Source organism: Dyadobacter sp. AC419 (assembly GCF_979253085.1).
The window spans coordinates 128,230-151,937 of the sequence record NZ_CEEDCD010000022.1 but is presented as its reverse complement, the minus strand read 5'-3'; the positions used below and the strand labels follow the sequence as shown (position 1 = coordinate 151,937).

At 44.8% G+C, this 23,708-nt stretch carries 25 protein-coding genes and 2 pseudogenes; 11 read left to right on the top strand and 16 right to left on the bottom strand.

All coding sequences use genetic code 11. The annotated features are described in order from the left end of the window. The first annotated feature begins 83 nt into the window (after nt 1–83). The 4 genes from AC0IYG_RS19510 to AC0IYG_RS19495 all read left to right on the top strand — a co-directional run bounded on the left by AC0IYG_RS19510 (nt 84) and on the right by AC0IYG_RS19495 (nt 2,790). Nucleotides 84–566, top strand: a complete 483-nt coding sequence (locus AC0IYG_RS19510) for a PaaI family thioesterase (protein WP_471712760.1) — start codon at nt 84–86, stop codon at nt 564–566. Between the two features lie 23 nt (nt 567–589). Then, nucleotides 590–1,420 carry a nucleoside triphosphate pyrophosphohydrolase gene (gene mazG, locus AC0IYG_RS19505; RefSeq protein ID WP_471712759.1) on the top strand — a complete coding sequence of 277 codons (831 nt, stop codon included), beginning with the start codon at nt 590–592 and terminating at the stop codon, nt 1,418–1,420. Nucleotides 1,421–1,481: 61 nt separating this feature from the next. Beyond that, nucleotides 1,482–2,111 (top strand): hypothetical protein, encoded by a 630-nt coding sequence (locus AC0IYG_RS19500; protein WP_471712758.1) that lies wholly within the window; start codon nt 1,482–1,484, stop codon nt 2,109–2,111. A gap of 10 nt (nt 2,112–2,121) precedes the next feature. Beyond that, nucleotides 2,122–2,790 carry a thiamine diphosphokinase gene (locus AC0IYG_RS19495; protein WP_471712757.1) on the top strand — a complete coding sequence of 223 codons (669 nt, stop codon included), beginning with the start codon at nt 2,122–2,124 and terminating at the stop codon, nt 2,788–2,790. On the opposite strand, the gene AC0IYG_RS19490 is transcribed toward AC0IYG_RS19495, so the two are convergent. The 15 genes from AC0IYG_RS19490 to AC0IYG_RS19420 all read right to left on the bottom strand — a co-directional run bounded on the left by AC0IYG_RS19490 (nt 2,782) and on the right by AC0IYG_RS19420 (nt 16,880). Beyond that, nucleotides 2,782–4,419 carry a M1 family metallopeptidase gene (locus tag AC0IYG_RS19490; RefSeq protein WP_471712756.1) on the bottom strand — a complete coding sequence of 546 codons (1,638 nt, stop codon included), beginning with the start codon at nt 4,417–4,419 and terminating at the stop codon, nt 2,782–2,784. The two genes, AC0IYG_RS19495 and AC0IYG_RS19490, sit on opposite strands and share 9 nt — an antisense overlap. A 33-nt stretch (nt 4,420–4,452) precedes the next feature. Further along, nucleotides 4,453–5,433, bottom strand: coding sequence for a Kelch repeat-containing protein (locus AC0IYG_RS19485; RefSeq protein ID WP_471712755.1), 981 nt, complete (start codon nt 5,431–5,433; stop codon nt 4,453–4,455). A gap of 142 nt (nt 5,434–5,575) precedes the next feature. Next, a complete protein-coding gene (locus AC0IYG_RS19480; RefSeq protein ID WP_471712754.1) occupies nt 5,576–6,925 on the bottom strand; it encodes a glucoamylase family protein in 1,350 nt (449 codons plus the stop codon). Between the two features lie 55 nt (nt 6,926–6,980). Continuing rightward, nucleotides 6,981–7,994 carry a glucoamylase family protein gene (locus AC0IYG_RS19475; RefSeq protein ID WP_471712753.1) on the bottom strand — a complete coding sequence of 338 codons (1,014 nt, stop codon included), beginning with the start codon at nt 7,992–7,994 and terminating at the stop codon, nt 6,981–6,983. Nucleotides 7,995–7,999: 5 nt separating this feature from the next. Then, nucleotides 8,000–8,326, bottom strand: a complete 327-nt coding sequence (locus tag AC0IYG_RS19470; RefSeq protein WP_471712752.1) for a hypothetical protein — start codon at nt 8,324–8,326, stop codon at nt 8,000–8,002. Between the two features lie 58 nt (nt 8,327–8,384). After that, nucleotides 8,385–9,131, bottom strand: a complete 747-nt coding sequence (locus AC0IYG_RS19465) for a LamG domain-containing protein (RefSeq protein ID WP_471712751.1) — start codon at nt 9,129–9,131, stop codon at nt 8,385–8,387. A 133-nt stretch (nt 9,132–9,264) separates the two neighbouring features. Then, nucleotides 9,265–9,429 carry a hypothetical protein gene (locus AC0IYG_RS19460; RefSeq protein ID WP_471712750.1) on the bottom strand — a complete coding sequence of 55 codons (165 nt, stop codon included), beginning with the start codon at nt 9,427–9,429 and terminating at the stop codon, nt 9,265–9,267. Next, on the bottom strand, nt 9,407–9,778 hold the full coding sequence (locus AC0IYG_RS19455) for a RagB/SusD family nutrient uptake outer membrane protein (RefSeq protein ID WP_471712749.1): 372 nt from the start codon (nt 9,776–9,778) through the stop codon (nt 9,407–9,409). Before AC0IYG_RS19455 ends, AC0IYG_RS19460 begins: the two co-directional genes overlap by 23 nt. Beyond that, entirely contained in the window at nt 9,762–10,775 is a 1,014-nt protein-coding gene (locus AC0IYG_RS19450) for a RagB/SusD family nutrient uptake outer membrane protein (RefSeq protein WP_471712748.1), read from the bottom strand. Before AC0IYG_RS19450 ends, AC0IYG_RS19455 begins: the two co-directional genes overlap by 17 nt. A gap of 20 nt (nt 10,776–10,795) precedes the next feature. After that, on the bottom strand, nt 10,796–13,534 hold the full coding sequence (locus AC0IYG_RS19445) for a SusC/RagA family TonB-linked outer membrane protein (protein WP_471712747.1): 2,739 nt from the start codon (nt 13,532–13,534) through the stop codon (nt 10,796–10,798). After that, nucleotides 13,494–13,811, bottom strand: a complete 318-nt coding sequence (locus AC0IYG_RS19440; RefSeq protein ID WP_471712746.1) for a carboxypeptidase-like regulatory domain-containing protein — start codon at nt 13,809–13,811, stop codon at nt 13,494–13,496. The genes AC0IYG_RS19445 and AC0IYG_RS19440 overlap by 41 nt, the downstream gene beginning before the upstream one ends. 167 nt (nt 13,812–13,978) lie before the next feature. Beyond that, nucleotides 13,979–14,503: a helix-turn-helix transcriptional regulator gene (locus AC0IYG_RS19435; RefSeq protein WP_471712745.1), complete on the bottom strand. Its 525-nt coding sequence runs from the start codon at nt 14,501–14,503 to the stop codon at nt 13,979–13,981. After that, the gene (locus tag AC0IYG_RS19430) at nt 14,457–15,266 is read right to left on the bottom strand and encodes a triple tyrosine motif-containing protein (RefSeq protein WP_471712744.1); all 810 of its coding nucleotides are present in this window, start codon (nt 15,264–15,266) and stop codon (nt 14,457–14,459) included. The genes AC0IYG_RS19435 and AC0IYG_RS19430 overlap by 47 nt, the downstream gene beginning before the upstream one ends. Then, nucleotides 15,193–15,708 carry a hypothetical protein gene (locus AC0IYG_RS19425; protein WP_471712743.1) on the bottom strand — a complete coding sequence of 172 codons (516 nt, stop codon included), beginning with the start codon at nt 15,706–15,708 and terminating at the stop codon, nt 15,193–15,195. The genes AC0IYG_RS19430 and AC0IYG_RS19425 overlap by 74 nt, the downstream gene beginning before the upstream one ends. Further along, on the bottom strand, nt 15,705–16,880 hold the full coding sequence (locus tag AC0IYG_RS19420; protein ID WP_471712742.1) for a hypothetical protein: 1,176 nt from the start codon (nt 16,878–16,880) through the stop codon (nt 15,705–15,707). The genes AC0IYG_RS19425 and AC0IYG_RS19420 overlap by 4 nt, the downstream gene beginning before the upstream one ends. Before the next feature lie 81 nt (nt 16,881–16,961). Here AC0IYG_RS19420 and AC0IYG_RS19415 point away from each other — a divergent pair, with 81 nt between their 5' ends. Continuing rightward, on the top strand, nt 16,962–18,338 hold the full coding sequence (locus AC0IYG_RS19415) for a hypothetical protein (RefSeq protein WP_471712741.1): 1,377 nt from the start codon (nt 16,962–16,964) through the stop codon (nt 18,336–18,338). Nucleotides 18,339–18,451: 113 nt separating this feature from the next. Here the strand turns inward: AC0IYG_RS19415 and mdh are convergent. Continuing rightward, nucleotides 18,452–19,379 (bottom strand): annotated as a pseudogene (mdh, locus tag AC0IYG_RS19410) (malate dehydrogenase). Nucleotides 19,380–19,586: 207 nt separating this feature from the next. Between mdh and AC0IYG_RS19405 the strand changes: the two are divergent. From AC0IYG_RS19405 to AC0IYG_RS19380, 6 genes and pseudogenes are all read left to right on the top strand, one after another. Next, a complete protein-coding gene (locus AC0IYG_RS19405; protein WP_471712740.1) occupies nt 19,587–20,003 on the top strand; it encodes a YkvA family protein in 417 nt (138 codons plus the stop codon). A gap of 70 nt (nt 20,004–20,073) precedes the next feature. Next, nucleotides 20,074–20,274 carry a Sec-independent protein translocase subunit TatA/TatB gene (locus AC0IYG_RS19400; RefSeq protein WP_471712739.1) on the top strand — a complete coding sequence of 67 codons (201 nt, stop codon included), beginning with the start codon at nt 20,074–20,076 and terminating at the stop codon, nt 20,272–20,274. A 90-nt stretch (nt 20,275–20,364) separates the two neighbouring features. Continuing rightward, nucleotides 20,365–21,823, top strand: a pseudogene (gene gatA / locus AC0IYG_RS19395) (Asp-tRNA(Asn)/Glu-tRNA(Gln) amidotransferase subunit GatA). A gap of 297 nt (nt 21,824–22,120) precedes the next feature. Next, a complete protein-coding gene (locus tag AC0IYG_RS19390) occupies nt 22,121–22,858 on the top strand; it encodes a lytic transglycosylase domain-containing protein (protein WP_471712738.1) in 738 nt (245 codons plus the stop codon). Further along, nucleotides 22,768–23,424 (top strand): hypothetical protein, encoded by a 657-nt coding sequence (locus AC0IYG_RS19385; protein ID WP_471712888.1) that lies wholly within the window; start codon nt 22,768–22,770, stop codon nt 23,422–23,424. The genes AC0IYG_RS19390 and AC0IYG_RS19385 overlap by 91 nt, the downstream gene beginning before the upstream one ends. Then, nucleotides 23,384–23,686, top strand: a complete 303-nt coding sequence (locus AC0IYG_RS19380) for a LysM peptidoglycan-binding domain-containing protein (RefSeq protein WP_471712737.1) — start codon at nt 23,384–23,386, stop codon at nt 23,684–23,686. The genes AC0IYG_RS19385 and AC0IYG_RS19380 overlap by 41 nt, the downstream gene beginning before the upstream one ends. Nucleotides 23,687–23,708 lie beyond the last annotated feature (22 nt).

Genomic DNA, 23,708 nt, shown 5'->3' with positions numbered 1-23,708 from the left:
GATTGCTGGATATGCATGTATCTTTCTATGATAATTACTATTTTTAGAATGTCACATTTCATCTTGCAAATCATATAACTTGAATGGATTCACAATCGAACACGCCTTATTTGCCAGCCAATCCGCGTATTGAATTGCTTTTACAATTGAAAGGCAAACATATGACCAGCAATTTCTCGCCTGTCGCAAAATGGCTGAACGGGAAGCTGATCGATGTTGCGGAAGGTTCGATGGAAATTGAATATGAAGTGCGCGAGGACATGTGTAATCCGATGCGAACGCTGCACGGCGGAATTGCGTCAACGATCCTGGATGACATTGTGGGCACAATGGTTTACGCGCTTGGAAGAGAATTTGCATTTACGTCCGTTAACCTGAACTGCGATTTTTTAAACCCTGCTGTTCCCGGAGATATTCTAACGGCCAAGTCACAAGTGATTCGCTCGGGCAAAAATATCATTCATGTCGAGGGGCAGTTATTTAAGGCGGATGGGCGGATAGTGGCTAAATGTGCCAGCAATTTAATTCAAACGAGTTTTAAAATTCCTGAGCCGTCCGCGGAATAAGTGGCGCGGCATATCTTTGTCTTATGGAAAAACAATTTGACGATTTACCAGCCCAGCGTAAGGAGCAATTAATGGCTTTTGACCGGTTGCTGACTATTATGGATGAGCTGCGTGAGCAATGTCCTTGGGATCGAAAACAAACGATGGACACGCTGCGGCACCTGACCATTGAAGAAACATATGAACTGTCGGATGCCATTCTGGAAAATGATTTGAAGGAAGTTAAAAAGGAGCTGGGCGACGTGCTTTTGCACATTGTTTTTTATGCCAAAATCGGCTCTGAAAATGCAGATGACGCTTTGCGATTTGACATAAAAGATGTGCTGAATGGAATTTGTGATAAGCTGGTTTCACGCCATCCGCATATATATGGAGATTTCGTGGCCGAGGATGAAGAAGCTGTGAAACAAAATTGGGAAAAGCTGAAATTGAAAGAGGGGAACAAATCGGTGCTTTCCGGCGTGCCCGCTTCGTTGCCCGCGCTTGTGAAGGCAATGCGCATTCAGGAAAAGGCGAGAGGCGTTGGGTTTGATTGGGATGAAAAACAGCAGGTTTGGAACAAAGTCGAAGAGGAGTTGAAAGAATTTAAAGATAACTTCAACATTGAAAATGGCGAAGTGATTGATCAGAAAGAAGCCGAAGGAGAGTTCGGAGACCTTTTATTTTCTCTGGTCAATTATTCAAGATTCGTTGACATTAACCCTGAAACAGCGCTGGAAAGGACGAATAAGAAGTTCATCAAGCGTTTTCAATATTTGGAAGAAGCCTCAAAAGCGGATGGTAAATCGTTGTCAGACATGACATTAAGTGAAATGGATGCCTATTGGAATAAGGCGAAGACATTAGGCGTGTAAAAAATATCTTTTATTTCAGTGACCATACCGAAAAGACTACGTCTAAACCCATGTGTTGTTTGTGAACCAACGGATTCTTTTCGATATTGATCAGGATTTGGTGATAGCGGATAACAGTAGGTTTAGTATTCATTTTTATCAAATCACTGAAATGTTTTTAGAAGAACGAGTTGAACAATTAGAGCACTTAGCTGTGGATCAAGGCAAGCAAATCGAAATCATCGCAAACGGACTTGGAGCGCTCACTACTGAGGTAAAAGACGGCTTTGCTTACACGAAGAAGAAATTCGGTGAGCATGAACATCGGTTCGACAGACTGGACTCAAAAGTCAACCAGGTTGATTCAAAAGTGGATCGGCTGGACATTCGCGTTGGACGAGTTGAAGTAAGATTGGATAAACTCGAAACGAAAGTAGAGAATCTTGAAATAAAGATGGACCAACGTTTTGATGTTGTGGACCAGCGCTTTGATGCTGTGAACCAGCGATTTAATGCCATCGATCAACGTTTTGATGTTATGGATCAACGGTTTAGTGTCATAGATCACCGTTTTGACGCTATGGATCAACGGTTTAATGTCATGGATCAACAATTCGGCGAATTGAATCAGCAATTCGGCGAATTGAATTCACAATTCAAAGATGTCAGACAGCAACTCGGTGATCTGGTCACCTTTATCAAACGAGAATAAATAGTAATCAATGTCTTCCCACCACATCGTAAAGGAAAAGCAGGAACCGGCGTTGATTATCGCGAATGGCGAGGCGTGCAGTGAAGAACTTTTGGGTCAGCTTCTGGAATGGAGCCCGTTTATTGTTGTATTAGATCATGCGATTTACCGGGTTCTCGATCTGGGCATCAAAGTTGATGTCTGGATGGGGGACTTCGATCAGCAGCATGACTTTGACGCAATTTCCGAAAGACAACACCCGATTGAAATCATCAGCACACCCGATCAGGAAAAGACTGATCTTGAAAAAGCGATTGATTTCCTTATAGGCAGAGGTTTTCCAGCTGCTAACATTGTCTGGGCAACGGGTCGCCGGGCAGATCACGCGATCACGAACATTACCAATATGGTTCGTTATAAAGACCGAATCAGGCTGGTCATGTTTGATGATTATTCGAAAATCTTCCCGCTATCCGGCACTTTTGAAAAATGGTATGTGGCCGGAACACCGATTTCCCTTATTCCGGTTGGCGCGGTGGAAGGCATTGAAACGAGCGGATTGAAATACAATTTATATAACGAAACCCTGACTTTGGGCCATCGCACCGGAAACAGCAATGAAGCTGAGGTGGATGGAATGGTCAGGGTTTCGGCTAAAAGCGGTGATCTGCTGGTTATGGAATGCTGGGATCTACATTGATGCCTGTTTCGTTTCTTTAGACTCTACATAAAAATTCCTGTCAACCGTCAACGTCTTAATGCCTTTCGTTTTCAAGGTCTGCCAGCTTGTTGTTGGATAAAGGAATTCGTCCTTACCACCGATTTTTACCTTAACTGGCATATCAAAACCATCAGTAACATTGCCCCAGCGATATTGAAGCCCTTTATTTCCAAAAGAATATTCAAAAGTTGGAATCCGCGTATCGCGCAAATATTGGTCAAAAACCTTTGTGATGTTCCTTCCTGCGTTTTCACTTACATAAGCTTCAATTTGTGAGCCATCGACGGTTTGGTGATAGAATGTCTTGTTCAATCCGCGAAGGATTTGTCTCCACTTTTCATCATCATTCACAATCTGCCGGATCGTATGCAGCATGTTGCCGCCCTTATAATACATATCCCTCGACCCTTCCTGATTTACACCATAAGTGCCGATAATCGGACTGTCGTTGGCGATCAGCCCTCTTGTTCCAATAACATAATCCGAACCCGCTTGTTTGCCAAAATAATATTCGGTGTAAAGGTTTTCTGAATAATTAGTAAAGCCTTCATGCACCCACATATCAGCAACATCCTTATAAGTAATGTTGTTGGCGAACCATTCGTGCCCGCTTTCGTGAATAATGATGAAATCCCACTTCAAACCCCATCCTGTGTTAGAAAGATCTCGACCCAGATAACCCATTTTATAACCATTGCCATAAGTAACCGAACTCTGGTGCTCCATGCCGAGATAAGGCACTTCAACCAGTTTGTAACCATCTTCATAAAACGGATATGGCCCAAACCAATGTTCAAATGCCTTCAACATCTGAGGCGCCTGCTTAAATTGCTCTTTCGCCTTTTCCAGGTTTTGAGGAAGCACATAATAACTTAAAGCCAAATCGCCTTTTTCACCTTTATAAGTTTCCTTCCAGCTCACATAATTGGCAATATTCATATTTACACCATAATTATTGATTGGATTTTGAACCGCCCAATTGAATGTATGCGTGTTATCATCATTTCCCACCACAGAACGCAGGTTCCCATTTGAAACATCCATCATATTTTTCGGTACCGTAATGCTGATCAGCATGCTGTCTGGCTCGTCATACATGTGGTCTTTGCAAGGCCACCAAACGCTCGATCCCAAACCCTGGCAGGATGTGGAAATGATCGTGTTCCCTTTTCCATCCGGCACCCACTGCACGCCACCGTCCCACGGCGGACGTTTCGCTAGTCTTGGTCGGCCGGCATAGGAAACCTCAATTGCCTCTGTTTTACCAACTTCCTGTTTTTTTGTCAAAGCAATAAAAAATGCATTGCCGTCACGCTTGTAAGTAAGCGACTCGCCGTCCTGCGTTACTTTTGTGATTTCAAGTGGCTCCTGCAAGTCGATTTGTATTGTTTGTTGCGGTTTCAAAACCTTATAAACAACTTTTGTAGAACCGGTCAATGTGCTATCCTGTGCATTGGGGCGCACGCTCAAATGATAAAAAGTCAAATTCCACCAGGCTCTTTCCGGTGTTATCGAGCCACGCAATGTGTCCGCATGAGTGAATTTGATTGTTTGAGCAAAGCCGGACGCAGACGCCAGCAGGCAAAGGCAAACTAATATTTTGCGCATTAGGAAGTGATTTTCGTATTTTTTGATTTCAATTTATTTGTCCAGGATCTCCATATCATTCAGCTCAGGTCCGCCGCCTCTATTGGCTGAGCCAGCGCCGATGTAAACCTTTTTGTTCAGCGAAACAGCCTGCGTGCCATGGCGCCCCTGATGCAGCGAAGGGAATTTCTCCCATTTTTGTGTTTGCGGATTGAATGCTTCCACTTCATTATGTGCGGCCACATGCGCATCACTTTCTCCACCAATGACCAGGATTTTGTTTCCATAAACCACCGTCGTGTTACCAGCACGCAATGTGGGCAGGTTATTAGATTCGTCCAGCGTCGACCATTTGCCTGTTTTGAAATCGTAAACATCCACCTCCTTAATGACTGTGTTCAAAACCTGGTTGATGCGCGCGGTGGATAAGCGTCCACCTGCAACATATAACTTGTTGCCCAACACCGCGACTTGCACATGATCTCTCGGTCTGGGCGCGTCGGCAAGTGTTTTCCATTCACCCGTTGCTGGATTAAACTCGTCAAACCAGGTAACCTGGCCATCCCAATGTCCGTCCTGAATGCCGCAAACGAGGTAAATTTTATCATTCAAAACAAATGCTCCCGCTGCTCCGCGCAGACGATTTTCAGGAATTGCAGCTCCTTTTCGCCATTCGTTTTTGATGGGATTAAAAATGTAAATGTTAGGGATAGGGATTTCGTGAGGATAACCGCCTGTAAATGCTCCTAAAACATAAATCTCATTTTTATAAGTAACTGCCTGAAAATGGCTCATTTCAATCGGCGTCGGTTTCAGGCTCGTCCAGGCGTCTTTTTTGAAATCATATTCGTCAACCGGTTTAATGCCGCGTCCGCCCAAAAGATAGAGTTTTCCATTTGCAGTCGCCATTGCATTTTCATGCCTTTTTTCGGGGTTGTTTTCAGGCTCAGAAACTTTCCACTGCTGCGCTAAAACTGAAAATGCCAGTAAATTGAGGCAGATGAAAAATGCCGCAGATCTGCAAAATGAAATCATATTAGACGTTATTTGATGTGAATATGAAGCATTTTTTGAACCAAATGCCTCGACAAAATATGCATCAAGGTACAAACATATTTTATAAAACAGAAAGACCAGCGCACGGCCGGTCTTTCTGTCAATTTAGGTCAATAAGGGGTTAATTTTTGCTGGTTAAACCCATCGCAGGACTTTCAAAACCCAACTTTTTCAGCCCTTTCTGAATATCCGGGTCCTTCATGAAAAGCTTCCATATAAGTCCGGTGCGGTAATTCTCGATCATCACAATGATCGGTCCCTGGTCAATGGCGAGGTGAGATTTGGCGTACCAGTTCTGACTTTCGTTGAATGCATCCGTAAAACCGTATTCACTCCATATTTTGTCACCCAGATTGTCATAAAAATAGCGCAACGCTTTCATGGACTGTTCCGGCGTGTAAGGAAATGATGATAATGCAGCTGTTGGCGTTATGGTGCCAAAATCGTTTGTAGGCGAATGTGCATTATAGCCGTCATATGTGTCGCTTGCGGTTAAACCCCAGCTATTTTCTCCATAACCTTTGAATTTCCCCGGATTCGTGACACAATGTTTGTAGTTAATCATCGAGTGATTCACATTCTGCTCCCAATAATCGGCATATTGATCTTTCAGTTGCCTCGGATCCAGGCCGAGGAACGAGTAATGTGCAAAGAAAAGGGGGCCGCCGTAATCAAAACCCAGCGGAAGCTTTACTCCATAAAATTCTTTTCCATTTTTGAAATGATCACTCTGCGCCCAGCATTTATTGTAAACCTGCGCCGTGATCGGGTAACGTGGCGAAGCTGCTGCGAGAATGTAAGTGATCAATGTCTCGTTATAGCCTCTCAACTCAAAATTCATCGCCCAACCATTATTCGGGCTCCAATGCCAGTATAATTGATTCGGATTTCCTCTCGTATACCAATCCCACTCCACTTCATCCCAAATCCACTGGATCCGGTTGCGAAGCTCCTTTTCGGTTTGCGTATCTTGATCGAAATATTGTCTGGCAGCGAGCAGGCCTTGGAATAGAAATGAGGTTTCGACAAGGTCTCCGCCATCGTCCTTACGCCCAAAAGGCACTATTTTGCCCGTTCCGCCATTCAGCCAATGTGGAAAAACGCCGTGATAATGATCAGCTTTTGCCAGGAATTTGACCATTTTTAAAAGCCTGGCTGAAACAGAATCTCTTGGTTGCCAGCCTCTTTCTGCGGCAACGATCATGGCCATAATGCCAAATCCGGTTCCGCCTGTAGTGACCACTTCGGCGCCGTAATCGTATGCAATGTTGCTCCGCTCGCGCGCCATCGCGCTTACCGGATGCGCAAATTCCCAGAAATAGCGGAAAGTTTGTTTTTGCACTAATTCAAGCAATGCTGTGTCTGAAAGGTTCTTTGGCCGTTCAGCCGGGTTGAATGTTGCTGTCTGACTTGTTTTTGTCTTTTTCTTTTGCCCAAAAACCGGGTTGGTTTGCGTGAATAAAAGAAGCATACAGGATAAGCAATAGAGGGATATCTTCATGATTTCGTTGATTTGATCGGGACGCTTAATTGAGGTTTGGGCTGCTGAAACCTAGTTTTTTCAAGCCGGATTTCACTTCGGAAGCACTCATAAAGAGCTTCCACGGCAGGCCGCTGCGGTGGTTTTCGATCATGATAATGATGGGTCCCTGGTCAATGGCCAGGTAAGAATCCGCAATCCATTGTTCATGAATCGAGAATGAATCGTAAAAACCGTATTCACCCCAAAGCTGATCGCCGAGTTTGTAATAAAAATATTTTAAAGCCCGCATAGACTCATCGGGCGTGTAAGGGAATGAGGAAAGTGCCGCCGTGGGCGCAATTACGCTTTTATCATTTGTTGGCGAATTGGCATTATAACTATTGGGAATGTCGCAGGCCGTCAATCCCCAGCAGTTTTCGCTGTAACCGTAATCTTTGGGATCGGCTTTGCAGTAATTGTAATTGATTAAGGCGTGGGCTTTGTTTTGGGTAAAATAATCGGTGTAACTGTCAGTAAGACCGGTTGGATTCAGTCCCAGAAACGAATAATGTGAGAAGAAAAGCGGGCCACCGGACGGTTCACCAAGCGGAAGCGTGACGCCATAATAGGCACTTCCGTTTACGAAACCGCCATTTTTGGTCCAACCATTTTCATAAACCTTTTTTGAAATTGCATGCGTTGGTGAGGACGCCGCGAGCGCGTATGTAATTAGACATTCGTTCCAGCCTTTGATCTGATGATTCATGTCCCAATTATAGTCGGGGCTCCAATGCCAGTAAAGCACATTTTCTCGGCCTTTCGTAAACCAGTCCCATTCCACACCTTCCCAAATAGCATTAATGTCTTTCCGCAAAGCGACCTCAGCTGGATCAGCGCCGGAAAAATACTGACGAGCCGTCAACAATCCCTGAATTAAAAAAGAGGTTTCAACCAGATCGGCCCCATTGTCTTTTTGACTGAAAGGCACCGCAGCGCCCGTTGCACCATTGATCCAATGCGGAAAAGCGCCGTGAAACTTGGTCGTTTTATCTTTCAGAAAACCGACGATTTTCTGCATTCTTTCTAACCCCTCTTTTTTGTAATAAATTTCCGTTCAATCGCAATCGGAATGGTCATGATCCCAAAACCGCTGCCTCCGGAAGTTACCACGTCGCCGGAAGAGTTGCGCTCGCGGGCAAGGCCGCTAACCGGGTGCCCGAAGTCCCAGAAATACTTGAATGTCTGTTTTTGAACGAGAGTAAGCAGTTCGTCATCGGATATCACCGGGAATTTATCCGTCGAATCACGTGATTCGGGATCCGTAACTGAGCCGGATGAGTCTTTTCTATTGCATCCTGATAAAAAAAGTATGAGCAATAAAAAGCCGTGCTTCATGAAGCCTCTGGTCATAGGAACGTAGATTGGATAGAAAAACGGGAGAGAAGTGCTGGACTTCCCTCCCGGAATTTTACATTTTCTTTGTGAAGATTTCAGCGATCTCAGCGTCCGAAAGCGCTTTGGTATAAACCCGGAACTGATCCAGCTTGCCGGTATAATGCAGCATCCAGGCATCAGCAGGCGCTTTTATGCCAATGTGTTGCTGAAAACCGCCTAATACAAATTTCGAAGCATTTGTCATTTTCAACGGACCAAAAGGTTGTTTATCCTTCATAATGTTGGTTACGGATTCAGCAAGCGGCAATCTTTTGCCATCCACATATGCAGCAAATTTCGAAGTTGTCCCATCATACGTGTAGGCAACGTGTTTCCACTTGCCGTATGCATTGGGCCATTTGTTTAGTCCGTTCGCATTTTTTGTTCCGTCAAATGTGATCCAGTTTCCTGCAAAGTTGAATTTAACCAGCATCGAGTCACTTTTGGTGTTGTTTCCTTCGATGAGCATGAAAGTGTTACCCCAAAAATCCTCTGTGTTAGGCAGCATAAAAACACTTTGCGCGCCGCCGTCATGCTTTGCCGTGTTCATCCAAAATGCAATTGTGAAGCTTTCCATCGTGGCCAGTTTTCCGGCAGACGCATATTCGATCTGGCCGGTGGGCGAACCTTGAAAAGCTTTTCCGCTTACGCCTTCCACATATGATACGCCTGTTGCATTGCCCCGACTTCCCCAAATGCTGTCCGTCGCGACGCCTTCAAACGCCCAAAGCCGTTGCAAAGGGCCGTTGAAAGAAGGATCGTCATCAGAGATCAAAACCAATTCAGGTCTCTCAAAATTTTGACAGGAAAAAATCGACAATGCTAAACCCAGCACCAGTAACCGGGATGTTATATTTTCTCATTTCAATGCGATTAATTTTTGAACAAATAAGATTGCAATTCCTGTGTTAGGATCAGTATTCAGGGTTTTGAACAAGCACACCACCCGATTTATCGATTTCGGGACGAGGGATCGGCAGATAGCGATGACGGTTTTGATACTGCGTTTTACCAGCGGCATGCAGCACATCTTCCGCAATTCCCCAGCGCACAAGATCAAAGAACCGTTCGTTTTCCATGCCCAGCTCCACGCGGTCTTTCTTTGCGGATCGCTTCTCTCAGCGCCGCTTGATTTCTGGTCACAATTTTTGGTAAAATCGCCGCATTAGTGCCCCGCGCACGACCACGAACCATTTCCAGCCAAGCCAATGCATCCGTAATGTTCTGCTCGCCACCCACTTCGTTCGCTGCTTCCGCCGCCATAAGCAGCACGTCAGCATAACGGATTACGCGCACATTCATCCACTGACCAAACCGGCTTGCAGTTGCTTCTCTCGTTGCAGGATTGGTGTAAGCTTTTTTGTTCCAATATGCTCTTGGAATGCTTGTTGTAGCAGGCGGAACGCTCTCATTATAAGGCGTATTCACTTGTCCGGAGTAGAGGAGGGTCGCGTCTTCTTGGATCGCCTTTTTCAAAAGCGTCCGCCAGCGATTTGTTCGGCGTATTCCAGCCCCAGCCCAAATCCCATGACCCAGAGCCCCTTACTCCCTGATGCATTGCATTCTCAATGCCCAGCGAAGTTTGTGTGATGGAATAAAACGCTTGCAATTCAAACACGGATTCTGAGTTGTTCTCGCCCGTTTCACGGAAAATTCCAGCATAGTCGCTCACCAATGAATATCTTCCAGAAGCGATCACCTGCTTTGCAGCGGCCAATGCAGCAGGCCAGTTTTTCCGCCATAAATGTGTCTTAGCATGCAGTGAAAGCGCTGCACCGCTTGTCAACCTTCCGATGTATTTGGATTCCCAGGAAACGGGCAGCAATGCTGATGCTTCTGTTAAATCAGAGTCGATAAGGGCAAAGATTTCATTAACCGGCGATTTCGGAATGTTCGCTTCGGATGATTCGCGCACTTTGAAATCGATTTTTGGAACGTCACCATAAGTTCTTGCAAGGTTGAAATAGGCGTATGCACGCATGAAATTTGCTTCTGCCTTATTTACAAGCGTTCCCGCATCTGTTGCTCCAACTGAATCTATATCCGCAATCACCGCATTGGCTGCAATGATCAGTGCATAATGGTCTGACCAATAACTATTTAGCAACCATTCATCTTGTGTATACTGGAAGTTGTCATAAAATGCTTCCTGCGCAACACCGTCAGTTGTGGAGCTTCCTTTGTCAGCATCGTCTGAGCGGAAGTTGTGGATTGCCAGGTAAGGCATTGCAGACACGCCGAAACCGCGCATTTTGGCATAAACACCAAACACCTGGCTGTCAAATGAGCCCGCCGGAATGTCTTTTTCAACATAACGCCCCAATGGCTCGCGATCCAGGAAATCGCTGCATCCCGCAATTCCCAGCAAGCTGAAAACCGCCATTAGCGAGATTTTATAAGTCTTTTTTATTAATTCACTTTTCATATTCAAAAAGAGATAAGATTTTAAAAATTCAGGTTGACACCGAATGTGTAAATGACAGGCAGTGGATACGTTCCGTTATCGACACCGAAAGCAGTTGTGCTTCCGCCGATTTCAGGAGTAAATCCGGTGCTGTTTGTGAAAGTTTTCAGGTTTTGCGCATTCACATATAGCCTCAATGACTTCAAGCGCAGGCTTTTCAAAGCTTGCGATGAAAAATTGTAGCCTAATTGCACATTTCTGATCCTGAAAAAGCTTCCGTCCTCGATCCAGTAGGATGAAGGCAGATAATTGTTTGAGCGTGAAGTGTTCAGTATCGGCTCCCAGTTAGAAGTTCCTGGTCCGTTCCAGCGGCCCATTCTTTCCGTTTGATAGTTGAATTGCGCAAATGTGCTGCGGTTCCATTGGCGGAAAATTTCGTTTCCATAAACACCATTCAGCTCAATGCCGGCATCAAACCCTTTGTATTTTGCAGAAAGCGACGCACCGTAAGTCAGGTCCGGTGTTGGGTTACCGATCAATGTTCTGTCAGCTTCGGTGATGAAACCGTCGTTGTTGACATCTTTATATTTAATGTCGCCAGGTGAAACTTCTCCGATCGAGCTCACAGGTGATTTGATAAAATCTGCCTCTGTCTGATAGATCCCATCTGCTACATAACCCCAAAAATACCCGATTGGATAGCCTTCTGTTGTTCGGGATGCGCCATTGATAATGTCATATCCCTTGGTCGAAAGCTTCTGAACTTTGTTGTTGATGGTCGTAAGGTTACCACCGATTGAGTATGAAAAGTCGTCTGTAACCTGTTGATTCCAGGTGGCCGAAAATTCAAAACCGTGGTTTTTTGCTTCGCCCAGGTTGCTCAAACCAGGGATGGTTCCGGCAATTCCCGGCACAAGCACGAGAATGTCTTTTGTCAGCTTATTGTAATAATTGGCCTCAACCTGCAATCGATTTTTGAGCATGTTGAATTCCACGCCGCCTTCATATGCGTGCACTTTTTCCCAGTGCAAGTTTGGGTCCGCAATGTATTCGTTTTGCAAACCGGCTACGATGTTTTCTCCAAAAACGCCTGAATTTGCCGCTGTAAGCGTCGGGTAAGCGGGATAGCGATATTTATCATCAATGTTCTGATTTCCAAGAATACCATATGACCCTTTGATTTTCAGATAGTCAAACAGGCTTTGGTCTTTGAAAAAATCTTCTTCACTCACAACCCATCCCAGGCCGACTGCTCCGAAATCCTGCCATCTGCCTTTGCCCAAAAATGCTGAGCTTCCGTCTTTTCTATACGAAGCATTGACCAGATATTTGCCTTTGTAATTGTAAAGCAAGCGCCCTAACACAGAAAGTGTTGACGATTCCCAGGCCGAGCCAGCACCCGTCCGCGTGGAAGCGTCACCCACATTATCCGTATACCAGAAGCGTGGATCGTTCGGGATGGCGAAGCTGCTGCCTTGTCTTACCGTCGAAGAGGTTTCTTCAAACGACCTGTAATATGTTGTAAAGCCACCCAAAACGGTCAGATCGTGATCTCCGAATGCCTTTTTATAGGTTAACAAGTAATCTTGTTGAAGCTTCGGGAAAATGTTCTGCTTCTGATTTACAATGGTTTGTCTTACAACGGCATCCGTTTTGTCCTCGCCAACAATTTCAGGATTGTAAACATTTACAAGCGGCTGATAGTTACGAATCGTGTTGAAGCCATAATCAGCATACAATGCAGCGCGGAAAGTGAAGTCTTTCAAAAAGTTAAGCTCTCCGTAAATGCTTCCGACCGCGCGATATTCACGCAAAATTTCCGTATTCTTTTGCAGCTCAACGTCTACTAACGGATTGTAAACCTGTGCTCTTTGAAAATCCGGAAGCGTGTGATAAAGTCCGTATTGATCATTAAAAATCGGAGCAATAGGAGCTGCGAGGATAGCGCCGGTCACATTTTTCTTCTTATCTCCAGACGGCGTTGCGCGGTAACCGCTAAAAGTCATCCCGAATTTCAGGTTCTTATTCACCTGCAACTCGTCATTGATGTTCAGTGTCAGCTTACCATATTTTTCGTGCTTGATCAAACCTTCTTCCTGCACAGTTCCGATTCCCATGTAAAAGCGGTTCTTCTCAGTTGCGCCGGAAATGCTGATGTTATTGTAATTCAGGAAGCCGTTTTGGAAAATCTGATCCTGCCAATCTGTATCACCAGTCCAATTCTGATAATTGTAAGGAGCGCTTCCCTGATTAGCAAGCTGCTCATTATAAAGCTCTTTAAATTGTGCCGCGTTGGTCATGCTAATGCGGTCCGCAACTTGCTTAATACCAACTGATGAGTTAAAATTAACATTCAATGTGCCCGCTTTCGCCTTTTTCGTAGTTACGGCAATGGCACCATTTGCACCCCTAACCCCGAAAATGGCCAGTGACGAAGGATCTTTCAAAACTTCGATCGATTCAATGTCGGCCGGGTTAAGGAAGTTAATGTTGTCGTTCAGAATCCCGTCAACAATGTAAACCGGTTTTACACCATTAATAGAGTTCGTTCCCCTGATCCGCACATCCGGTTCTTCACCTGCACGTCCGGAGTTCACAACCGAAAGTCCGGCTACTTTCCCTTGTAATGAAGTAATCGGGTTGGCAGAAGGCTTATCTGATATTTCAGCACCTTTAATGGTAACAATAGATCCCGTAAGGTCGCGCTTGCTTGCGGTTCCGTATCCAATGACAACAACCTCACCCAATGCTCTTGCATCTTCGACTGAAAGCAACGTCAATGGAGCTTCTGGTTCCGACCGTCACTTCCTGGGAAGTCATACCGATCATGGAAACGACAAGGATTGCATTTTGATTAGGGACATTTATCGAATAATTCCCCTCGGTGTCAGTTGGGACGCCCGTTGTCGTCCCTTTTATAAGAACGCTGGCGCCCGGCAATGGGGAGCCGTCGCCGGCAGCGGTTACCTTTCCCGTGACAGTTATTTCCTGACCATAGGAGACCAGACTCCCTGACAGCAAAACGATCATGCACAGTAATCGTACAATAGTTTTCATTGATGATTTATTTGATATAGAATTATTATAAGAATTTATTGTCTTCAAATTTAAGTTCAAAGACAAGCAAAATTCAAGAAATCGACTACATCAACACTACATCAATGAGAATAATGCAAGGAAAACTGGCATAAAACGGGATTTACTATCGGATTAGTGCAATAGGCTCAAATGTCCATCATATACTGAACAAGATTGGCTTCTGCTCCTAATCCAAGCTTTTTACGGAGTCTGTAACGCTTGATTTCAACACCACGAATGGAGATTCCAAGTGCTGGCGCCATCTCCTTTGTCGAGAGGTTCATCCGGAGACATGCAGCGAGCCTGAGTTCTGACGGAGAAATGCTGGGGCAAATCTGGCGGAGTCTTTTGAAGAATTGTTCATGCACTTCATCGAAGTTCTGCTCGAATAATTCCCAGTCGTCCTTGCCAGCCACATTGCGTTCAATGCTGTTCAAGAGCTTTTGATAATGAATGTTGGGAAGCTGTTGTCCCATTTCCGCTTTGACCTGTTTCAGTTCATCTCGGATCTCTTCCAGGATTTCATTTTTGCGGACGACATTGATTGCAATGTTGCTCAGCTTCTGACTTTTGCTCTGAATATCACTTTGCAGCTTTTCATTTTGAATTTGCATGATCTGGCGCTCACTGGCCAATCGTTGCTGACGTAGTTTCTCGTCCTGCTCTTCCATTAGCCGGTTTCTGTGACGAATGAGCCTTTTTCTCCTGATAAAGAATCAGGGAAACAAATGCCAGGCCCAGAACCGTTGTGAAGAGCAGTTTTGCAAATAATGTTTCACGCCAATAAGGCTGTACGCTGAACCGATAGGCCGTAGTATTGTCGTTCAGACTGCTGCGCACTTCAAAAGTGTAATTAGTCGATTCGAGGTTGGTGAATTCCACGAAGTTCTGATCCGTCCATTCTGACCATTGATCGGACAAACCCCTGAGCCGATATTTAAACTGCGTGCTTTGACCATAAACGGGTAAGGCAAAACTAATCCGCAGCGACCGGATACTCGAAGGCAATGCTGGACTTCCTGAAATGCTGAAAGTTTGTGACAATGTTCTAAGATTGGCGACTTTGCGAATGATTGGCGAAGCGGGCGGCTCAATTGTTTTTGATCCGGAACTGCGGTTGTAAAGCGCATAGCCGTTATCCAGGCAGAAAAAATAGAAGTTTTTGGAAATCGGGATCACCGTTTCGCTATTCCGGATCAGGGAAAGCGGCAGATTGTGCACATTGTTATTGGAGGTATGATAGATAATCCGGTTCATAAACACCTGGAACCAATCGCCATCTATCCCTGTCCGCACTTTGAAGGCTTCATCGTCGTCGGCTGTTGCGAAATCTACGGAAGTCTGTAATCGGTTATTAGCGTCAGGTTCGAGATGCCGAGCCGGAACGCACGTAAATGCGGTTTTTCCAATTTGTGGTTTCGACTGAAAACTCACCCGGCAGATCTTTTGGAGCCTTATATTCCTTCCAGATCGAAGCGGAATCCAGTTTGGGTGTCAGCCGCGTCATAAATAACCCACGGTAAGCATGTCCCAGCCAGAATTGTCCTTTGCTATCCCGGACGATCTGTTTTACGGGAATCGGCGGAATGCCTTTTACGGGATAAGCATAGGTCCATAATTTTTGCGTATTGTTCTGATAAACGTGCAGTCCATTATAGGAGCCTTGCAGCAAAAGCGTGTCATTTCCGGATTGAATCGGCAACATAACCCAGCCGCCCGTAATGTCCGAAACTTTCGTAATTCCTGTGTCGGTGATCCGGTAAGTCGCATCATTGTGTCCGCAAATGAGCTGGTCCGAGAACACATTCAGGCTCCAAGTTTGGCCTTCTAGTCCGGGCACTGCACGAAACGGCTCGGTTGAAAGCCATTTTTTCACAAAAACACCCTTATTTGAACCGACATAAAGCTTTCCATGCCAAATGGCCGCGGCATAAGTTGAGCCAAGCGGATTGTCGTTGGTTTGATAGGAGATGACAGGCGACGACATTTTGACCATATCAAGGCCCTGATCCAGTCCGATCCAAAGCTGCTTGCGACTGTCTTCTTCAGCGCGAGCACAGTGTTGTTTTGCAAACCCGTCTCTTTATTAAACTGATATTTAAGGTTTCCAGCTTTGTCAATCACATACACACCCGCCTGAATGGTCCCGAAAACGAGGCTGCTGTCTTGTTGGAGCATGATCGCGCGGTTGATAATGTTGCGCTGCAATTCTTCGGTAAGCGGGATTTTCCAGGGTTTTAGAACGCCGTCTTTCCACAAAAACAATCCATGCTTAAATGTTGTGATCAATACATTGTTATCCGAAAGTGGCAGGATGGATGAAACGATTGCAGTTGAAAGACTTGCGGTTCCGCGCAATGGCTCAAATGTTTCGCCTTTGAGCTCATAAATCCCTTTTCCAATTGTGGGCAGAAAGAGCCGTCCTTGCACAAAGCGAAGGAACATGAAATTTCCCGGCGTTTTAAGTTCGATCAGCTTTTGGCCATCGTAGCGATAAATGTGCGAAAAGGATTGGAAATAAATGTAACGCGGCGTTTTGGTAATGTGCCAGATCTCCTCTGTTTTCAGGCTCGCGAAGTTGGATTGCTTGCTTAGTGAGTAATATTTTAGCTGTCCGTCAGCCTCTTTTTTCCAATATCCAAATTCAGAAAAACCGCCTACGTAAATGCGCTGCTCCTTTTTCAATGGCCGGTTGAGGACCCTTCCCATCACTGCGTTGGGCACGGTTTCATCATAAAGGACCGTTCTTACAATTTGCCGGTCGGGAAACGGATGCAGCTTCCAGGATGCGCCGTCGTATTCCATCAGGCCGTCGGAATTGGCAGCATAAATGATCTGATCGCTGCTTTGGCCAATCGCCCAATTCTGGTTGTGCGCCTTATAAAGTGTGGACGAATAATTGGTCAAAGGAGGCGTTTCCTGTGCATTTGCGGCAAATTTGATTACAATTAAAAGGAGTATAGCAATCCATAATGCAGCCTTACTATTCGTAGACTGACTTGGGAAATTGAAAAAAGATGACCGTTTTGCCTCGGGTTCACAAATCATTTTAACAGTCTTTGATAACGTTTTTTACTCGCCGTTAAGGGTTTAAATGCAGTTCGATTACTAAAACTATAACGTCAATTAATGAAAAAAGTACTTCTTATAACGCTGCTTAATGCGACAATTGCGTTTGCTCAGGCGAAGCCTTCGGACGATAATATCAAAAATGATATCCGCTACAATCTTAATGAATCCGGGTCACATTATGTGAAGTTCACATTTACCAATCAGACCTGGCTCCGGTTCAATGAAAGCAATCCCGGAACGACTGTTTTGGGTGATGCCAAATCCAACACATTTGACATTGGTTTGCGCCGGACGCGCCTGCAATTGTTCGGTCAGCTAACGGACCGGATCTTTTTTTACACGCAGTTTGGCATGAACAACTTTAATAAGGTGAGCGCATTTCCGTCCTATAACACCGCTGGGACGCCTAGTAACCGGAAGATCGCGGCTTTCTTTCATGACGCATTGGGTGAATATGAAGTGCAGCGGAAAGGGAACAACTTCATTCGTTTTGGTGGCGGGCTCACAGTTGTAAACGGCCTTTCCAGATTTTCACAACCCAGCATTGGCACCATTATGACGATGGACGTTCCGGTTTTTGCACAAGCCACAGTCGATCAAACAGATCAGTTTGCAAGAAAATTGAGCGTTTACAGCCGTGGTCAAATTGGCAAACTAAATTACCGAATTGACGTTGCCGACCCATTCCCGATTGAAACCAGCGGATCTGTTCCTCCTGCGCTGGGTTTGAACTCGGTTTTCGCACAGCGCAAGCATCATAAGCAGTTTCAGGGTTTGCTGATCTACAACATTTTTGACACGGAAGACAACACAACGCCCGGTTATATGACGGGAACATATCTTGGCAAGCGCAAAGTCCTCAACATTGAAGCGGGCATTATTTCTCAAAAGGACGCGACTTGGCGCCGGGAAAGTGCAGACACGCTTTACAGCAATATGACGCTTTGGTCGGTTGCGGCTTACATGGATATGCCGGTTAATAAGGACAAAGGCACCGCTGTTTCGGCTTATCTGGGTTATTTCAATACGGATTATGGCAAAGGATATCTGCGTTACAACGGCATTATGAACCCGGCAACCGGAACGACGCAACCCATTGCTGGTGTAGGCGGAACGCAAGGAAATGCTTTCCCGATGTTTGGAACAGGAAACGTGATTTACGCTCAGGCGGGTTATAAATTCAAAGATGGCCTGCTCGGAAATCAGGGCACGTTAATGCCTTACGCATCATTACAATATGCTGATTATGAGCGATTGCAGGACGCGGTTAACGTCTATAATCTGGGAGTAAACTGGCTTATCAAAGGCCATAGCGGCAAGATCTCGCTTAACTATGAAAACCGGTCTATTTATAAGGCCAGCAGCGTTGCAAATGAATTAGCATCGTCCACAAGAAAAGGGGCAGTCGTATTACAATATCAGATTTCAATTTAAAAAAAATGCCATGGATGGCGAAAATACGTTTTTCGCCATCCATGGCATGCGGAAAAAAAATTGCCCGTCATCTTAAAGATGACGGAAATGTTCAAAAATTTGAAAAGATTCGTTTATAAATTCAATGCTCCGTTCATCGATCTCACAGCCTCTGCGGATTTTTCGAAAGCGGCTTTTTCTGAATCAGTCAGTTCTAATTGGATGATTTTTTCCCATCCTTTTCTTCCCAACACAACCGGAACACCCATACAGATGTCATTCTGCCCATATTCACCTTCCAGATAAACGCTGCCAGGGAACAATGCGTTTTTGATCACGAACAATGCTTTCAACCAAAAGCAATGTTGCTGCGCCCGGTGCATACCACGCCGAAGTTCCGATCAGTTTTGTCAATGTTGCGCCACCCACCATCGTGTCAGCTGCTACTTTTTCCAATTCATCATTAGAAAGGAAATTGCTAACTGGAAGACCATTGTAAGTTGCAAGGCGCGTTAACGGGATCATGGTCGTATCGCCGTGGCCACCGATTACCATGCCGTGAATGTCCAGCGGCGAAGCGTTCATTGCCAATGCAAGATAGGTCTTAAAGCGTGCGCTGTCCAATGCGCCACCCATTCCGATGAGTTTTTCCTTTGCGATGCCCGACTCTTTCAAAGCCAGGTAAGTCATTGTGTCCATTGGGTTGGACACGACGATGATGATCGCATCGGGAGAATATTTAAGAATATTTTCGGTTACACCTTTGACAATCCCGGCATTGATCCCGATGAGTTCTTCACGTGTCATGCCAGGCTTGCGGGGCAGGCCGGACGTAATCACGACCACATCAGAGCCCTTCGTTTTTTCGTAATCGTTGGTTGAGCCCACTGGTTTGGTATTAAACCCCAGCAATGCTGCTGTCTGGTACATATCCAGCGATTTTCCCTCGCTTACGCCTTCTTTTATATCCAGTAAAACGACCTCTTCAGCCAGTTCACGTCGAATAATATTATCGGCAGTAGTTGCACCAACGGCGCCTGCACCCACAACAGTAATCTTCATAAAAAATATGGTTAATTGTATAGAAATTGATGCTTTTTAAATTTTCTCCTAAAAGTAGGACACATAATTTGTTTAAACCAAGCGGAATGAGATTTTTTGCCTTAAAAGTCATGGGGTCAATCCGAAATGCAATTTTTTACGTATCTTGATAGTTATATCGGCATTATAAACCACTTTTTCTTGCTTCATATAATGAATAACGAATCAATGATATCAAGGATTTTAAAGTCAATTTTTTTCAAGAAAGCTGCTGGAAAGGCAGGCCGATATGCGCAGAATTCGGCTCGTCTTTTTGAGTTGGCAAAAGATGTAATGGGCAAGATGAACAAAGTGGGGTTCAAAGGAAATCTCGCCGAAGTTGCAGGAAGTGTACAGCTTTTGATCCGTATGATCCGGGCTTATGCAGCAGGAGAATATAAGGGGCTGCCCTGGAAAAGTTTGCTCTCGATTGTGGCCGTGCTGATCTATTTTGTATCGCCGATCGATTTAATTCCGGACTTTTTACCCGTTATTGGGATCACAGATGACGTTGCATTGATCGTTTGGCTCATCAAGTCACTGGGCAGTGACATTGCAAAATTCAGCCAGTGGGAAAAGGGTGAAAAAACAATTAACATAGGATAAAACAGAACCGTTTAGTAGTTTCTGTAGAAAAAGAATTTTTATTTTTGTAAACATTAAAAAAGAAACAGATATGGAATCAATAACCGTTTTGGGAATTATGGGTTTAGGTGGACAAGAGATCTTTTTGGTTGCATTGTTCGTTTTACTGTTCTTCGGTGCGAAGAAAATTCCTGAGTTGATGCGCGGTTTGGGGCAAGGTATCAACGAGTTCAAGAACGCATCTGAAGACGTTAAGGAAAATATTGAAAAAAGCATGGAAGACCCCAAATAACGCTTCCATCTTATCGAGTTTATGGCAGAGCCTTTAAGGTTATACTTAATGGCTCTGATTCTTTATTTACAACCCCACAAATAATTTACATTGAAAGAGTATCTGACGCTAGCCGAGATTCAGGAAGATTTGCGTGGAGGCGATTTGACCTGCGTCAAGTTAGTTGATTATTATCTGCAAAATATTGAGGCTAATCAGCACCTGAATGCTTTCGTTGAAGTATATCATGACGAAGCGAAGCAAGCAGCCATTTCAGTTGATCAAAAAATAGCAAACGGCACGGCCGGCAGACTAGCCGGAATGGTGATCGGACTTAAAGATGTGCTTTCGCACAAAGGCCACGGATTGCAAGCCGGAAGTCAAATTCTCAATTCTTATATAGCGCCTTACACGGCAACAGCGGTTCAGCGCTTGTTGGATGAAGACGCCATTGTAATCGGCAGGCAGAATTGTGATGAATTTGCCATGGGTTCTTCGAATGAAAACTCTTCTTTCGGTCCCGTGCTCAATGCCGCAGATAACACCAAAGTTCCGGGTGGCTCTTCGGGCGGTTCAGCCGTTGCGGTCCAGGCCGGATTGTGCCACGCATCGCTTGGAAGCGACACGGGTGGTTCGGTGAGGCAACCAGCTGCGTTCTGCGGAGTTGTTGGGGTGAAACCTTCTTACGGAAGGATTTCGCGCTACGGGCTTATTGCATATGCTTCATCATTTGACTGCATCGGGCCCATTACAAAAAGCGTTGCAGATGCAGCACTTTTGACAGAAATAATGGCTGGCGCAGATGATTTTGACAGCACAGTTTCGAGCAAACCGGTGCCTGCTTACACACAGCAACTGGAATGGAGCGGAAAAGCGCGCATTGGATATATTCGGGAAAGTGTTGAAAGTGAAGCAATTTCTTCTGACATTCGTAATCAGACACTGGAAGTATTAAACCGGTTACGTGCCGAAGGGCATGAAGCTTACGCCTGTCGAAATTCCATTGGTCGATTCACTGCTTCCTACTTATTACATCTTAACCACTGCGGAAGCAAGTTCCAATTTATCCAGATTTGACGGCGTTCGTTACGGCCACAGAAGCCCGGAAGCAAAGGATCTTGATAGTTTATATAAGAACACGCGCACGGAAGGGTTTGGTGAAGAGGTGAGGAGAAGAATTCTGTTGGGGACTTTTGTTCTGAGCGCAAATTATTACGACGCATACTATACCAAAGCGCAACGCGTTAGAAGATTGGTGCAGGAGGAAACAAACCGGTTTTTTGACCAGTTTGATTTTCTGATTTCACCGGTAACGCCAACTACGGCTTTTACGATTGGAGAAAAGACGCAGGATCCTTTACAAATGTATCTTGCTGATATCTTTACAGTTCAGGCAAATGTGGTGGGAAATCCGGCAATTGCTGTTCCTAATGGAGAAGACGGAAACGGGATGCCAATTGGAATTCAGATAATGGCTTCTTATTTTGGTGAGGAAAAAATGTTGGCTTTCGCTCAATATATAACCAAGCTGAATAAAAAAGGAGCCGTGGTTTCAGAAGCAAATCGTTAATGCTGAACCCGCAAGTGACTTTTTTTATGCCAATGATTACCTAAGTGGTTAATGTTTTAACCCAATGTTACAAGAAAATAATCGTGCCGGAATAAACAGTCGGTTTTTTGAATGTCGTTAAAGTGCGATAGTTAGTAAGTTTTGAGTGAAATGTATTAGAGATTATTCTAGTTCATCAGGAAGATTTTCAGCACGTTGGAAATCTAAAAACAAGGAAATTTTATTTGTAAAGCATTCATTTACAAATAGTAGCCATTGAAAACCGGGAATTGATTAACCTTCAAAAAACATTTATTGATGAAGATTTCGAAAAAAGTATTGTGGCTCGGAGCCATGTGTGTAGGGTTTGGAAGTGTGCCGGCTATGGCAATAATTCCACAAGAAAAGTTAGCAACCGAGCAAGATACGCTGGAGAAAATAGTTGAAGCAGAGGAAATGGCGATTCCTGCTTTACCGGCTATCGAAGAAATTGGAAATACCCCGGCTATTTCAGGTGAACTTCTAAAAGAGCGGTTTGCTAAACTTGAAAAATCGATTCCCCTTACTTACCACAAAACTTCCCACGAGTTTGTAGAGTATTTCATTTACAGAAAGGCCGACTTCACCAAAACAATGATGGAGAAAATGCCACTCTACTTCCCCATTTTCGAAAAAACATTACAGAAGCACGGGTTACCAACTGAGCTTAAATATCTTTCAATGATCGAGTCGGGGCTTAATCCGACTGTAATTTCTCACGCGAGAGCAGGCGGTTTGTGGCAGTTTATGCCGGCAACCGGCCGCGAGTTTGGCCTTTATCAGGATAAATATATTGACGAGCGTTTCGAGCCCGTAAAAGCGACCGAAGCTGCTTGCCGCTATCTGAAACAACTCTACAACATTTTCGGCGATTGGGAGCTAGCATTGGCTTCTTATAACACAGGCCCGGCAACATTAAGCGTGCAATGCGCCGCTCACATGGGACAACTTTCTGGACAATCTACAATGTTCTTCCCCGCGAAACCCGTTCGTACGTTCCGCAATATGTGGCGATGAACTACATGATGAACTACGGAAATGATCACGGCATTTTCCCACAGAAAATGGAGTTCCAGATTCCGAATGACACGATACACATTAACGGATACATTGATCTGCTGGCTTTTTGCAAAAACAGCAACATTGATTTCGAAGACATTAAAAAACTGAATCCACAGATCACCAAAACATCACTTCCTGATCAGACACGTGATTTTGTTCTCAAAGTGCCTAGCATGCAGTTCACCTATCTGGTGAGCAACCGGAATTCGATTATGGATTCTTGCACGCGCAGATTGCTGTTGCAGCCTGGCGTAATGGTGGCCAAGCTGGATAGCACTGTTCTGGATTCGATGGGTAAAAATCCGGCATTTCCTTATGCGGTTGTGAGCCAGCAACTGGTGAGTGAAGATGAGGATTACGATGCTGAAAGCGAAGACGTGGTTACGCAAAAAACGCGCACGAAAAGAGCATCACACACCGTCAGAAGAGGAGAAAATTTGCTTTCTATTGCCCAAGAAATACCGCGTATCCGTTTCGGAATTGAAAAGATGGAACCACTTACGCCGAAACAATATCAATAAAGGACAACGACTGGTTATTCTTAAAGAAGTAAAAGAACCGGTTCGCGGCGCTAAACTTGCTGTAAACACTGCTCCTGCACCGAAAAAGGAAATTGTCAGAAACGACAGGCATACCAAAAAGCGCTATCATACAGTTCAAAAGGGAGACACGTTATGGATTATATCGCAGCGTTACGGACTGGAAATAGGACAATTGAAAAAGAAAAACAGAATAAGAGGAAACGCTATCAAGCCTGGTCAGAAACTCATTATTTCTGTCTAGTGAATACGCATCAATTACACAT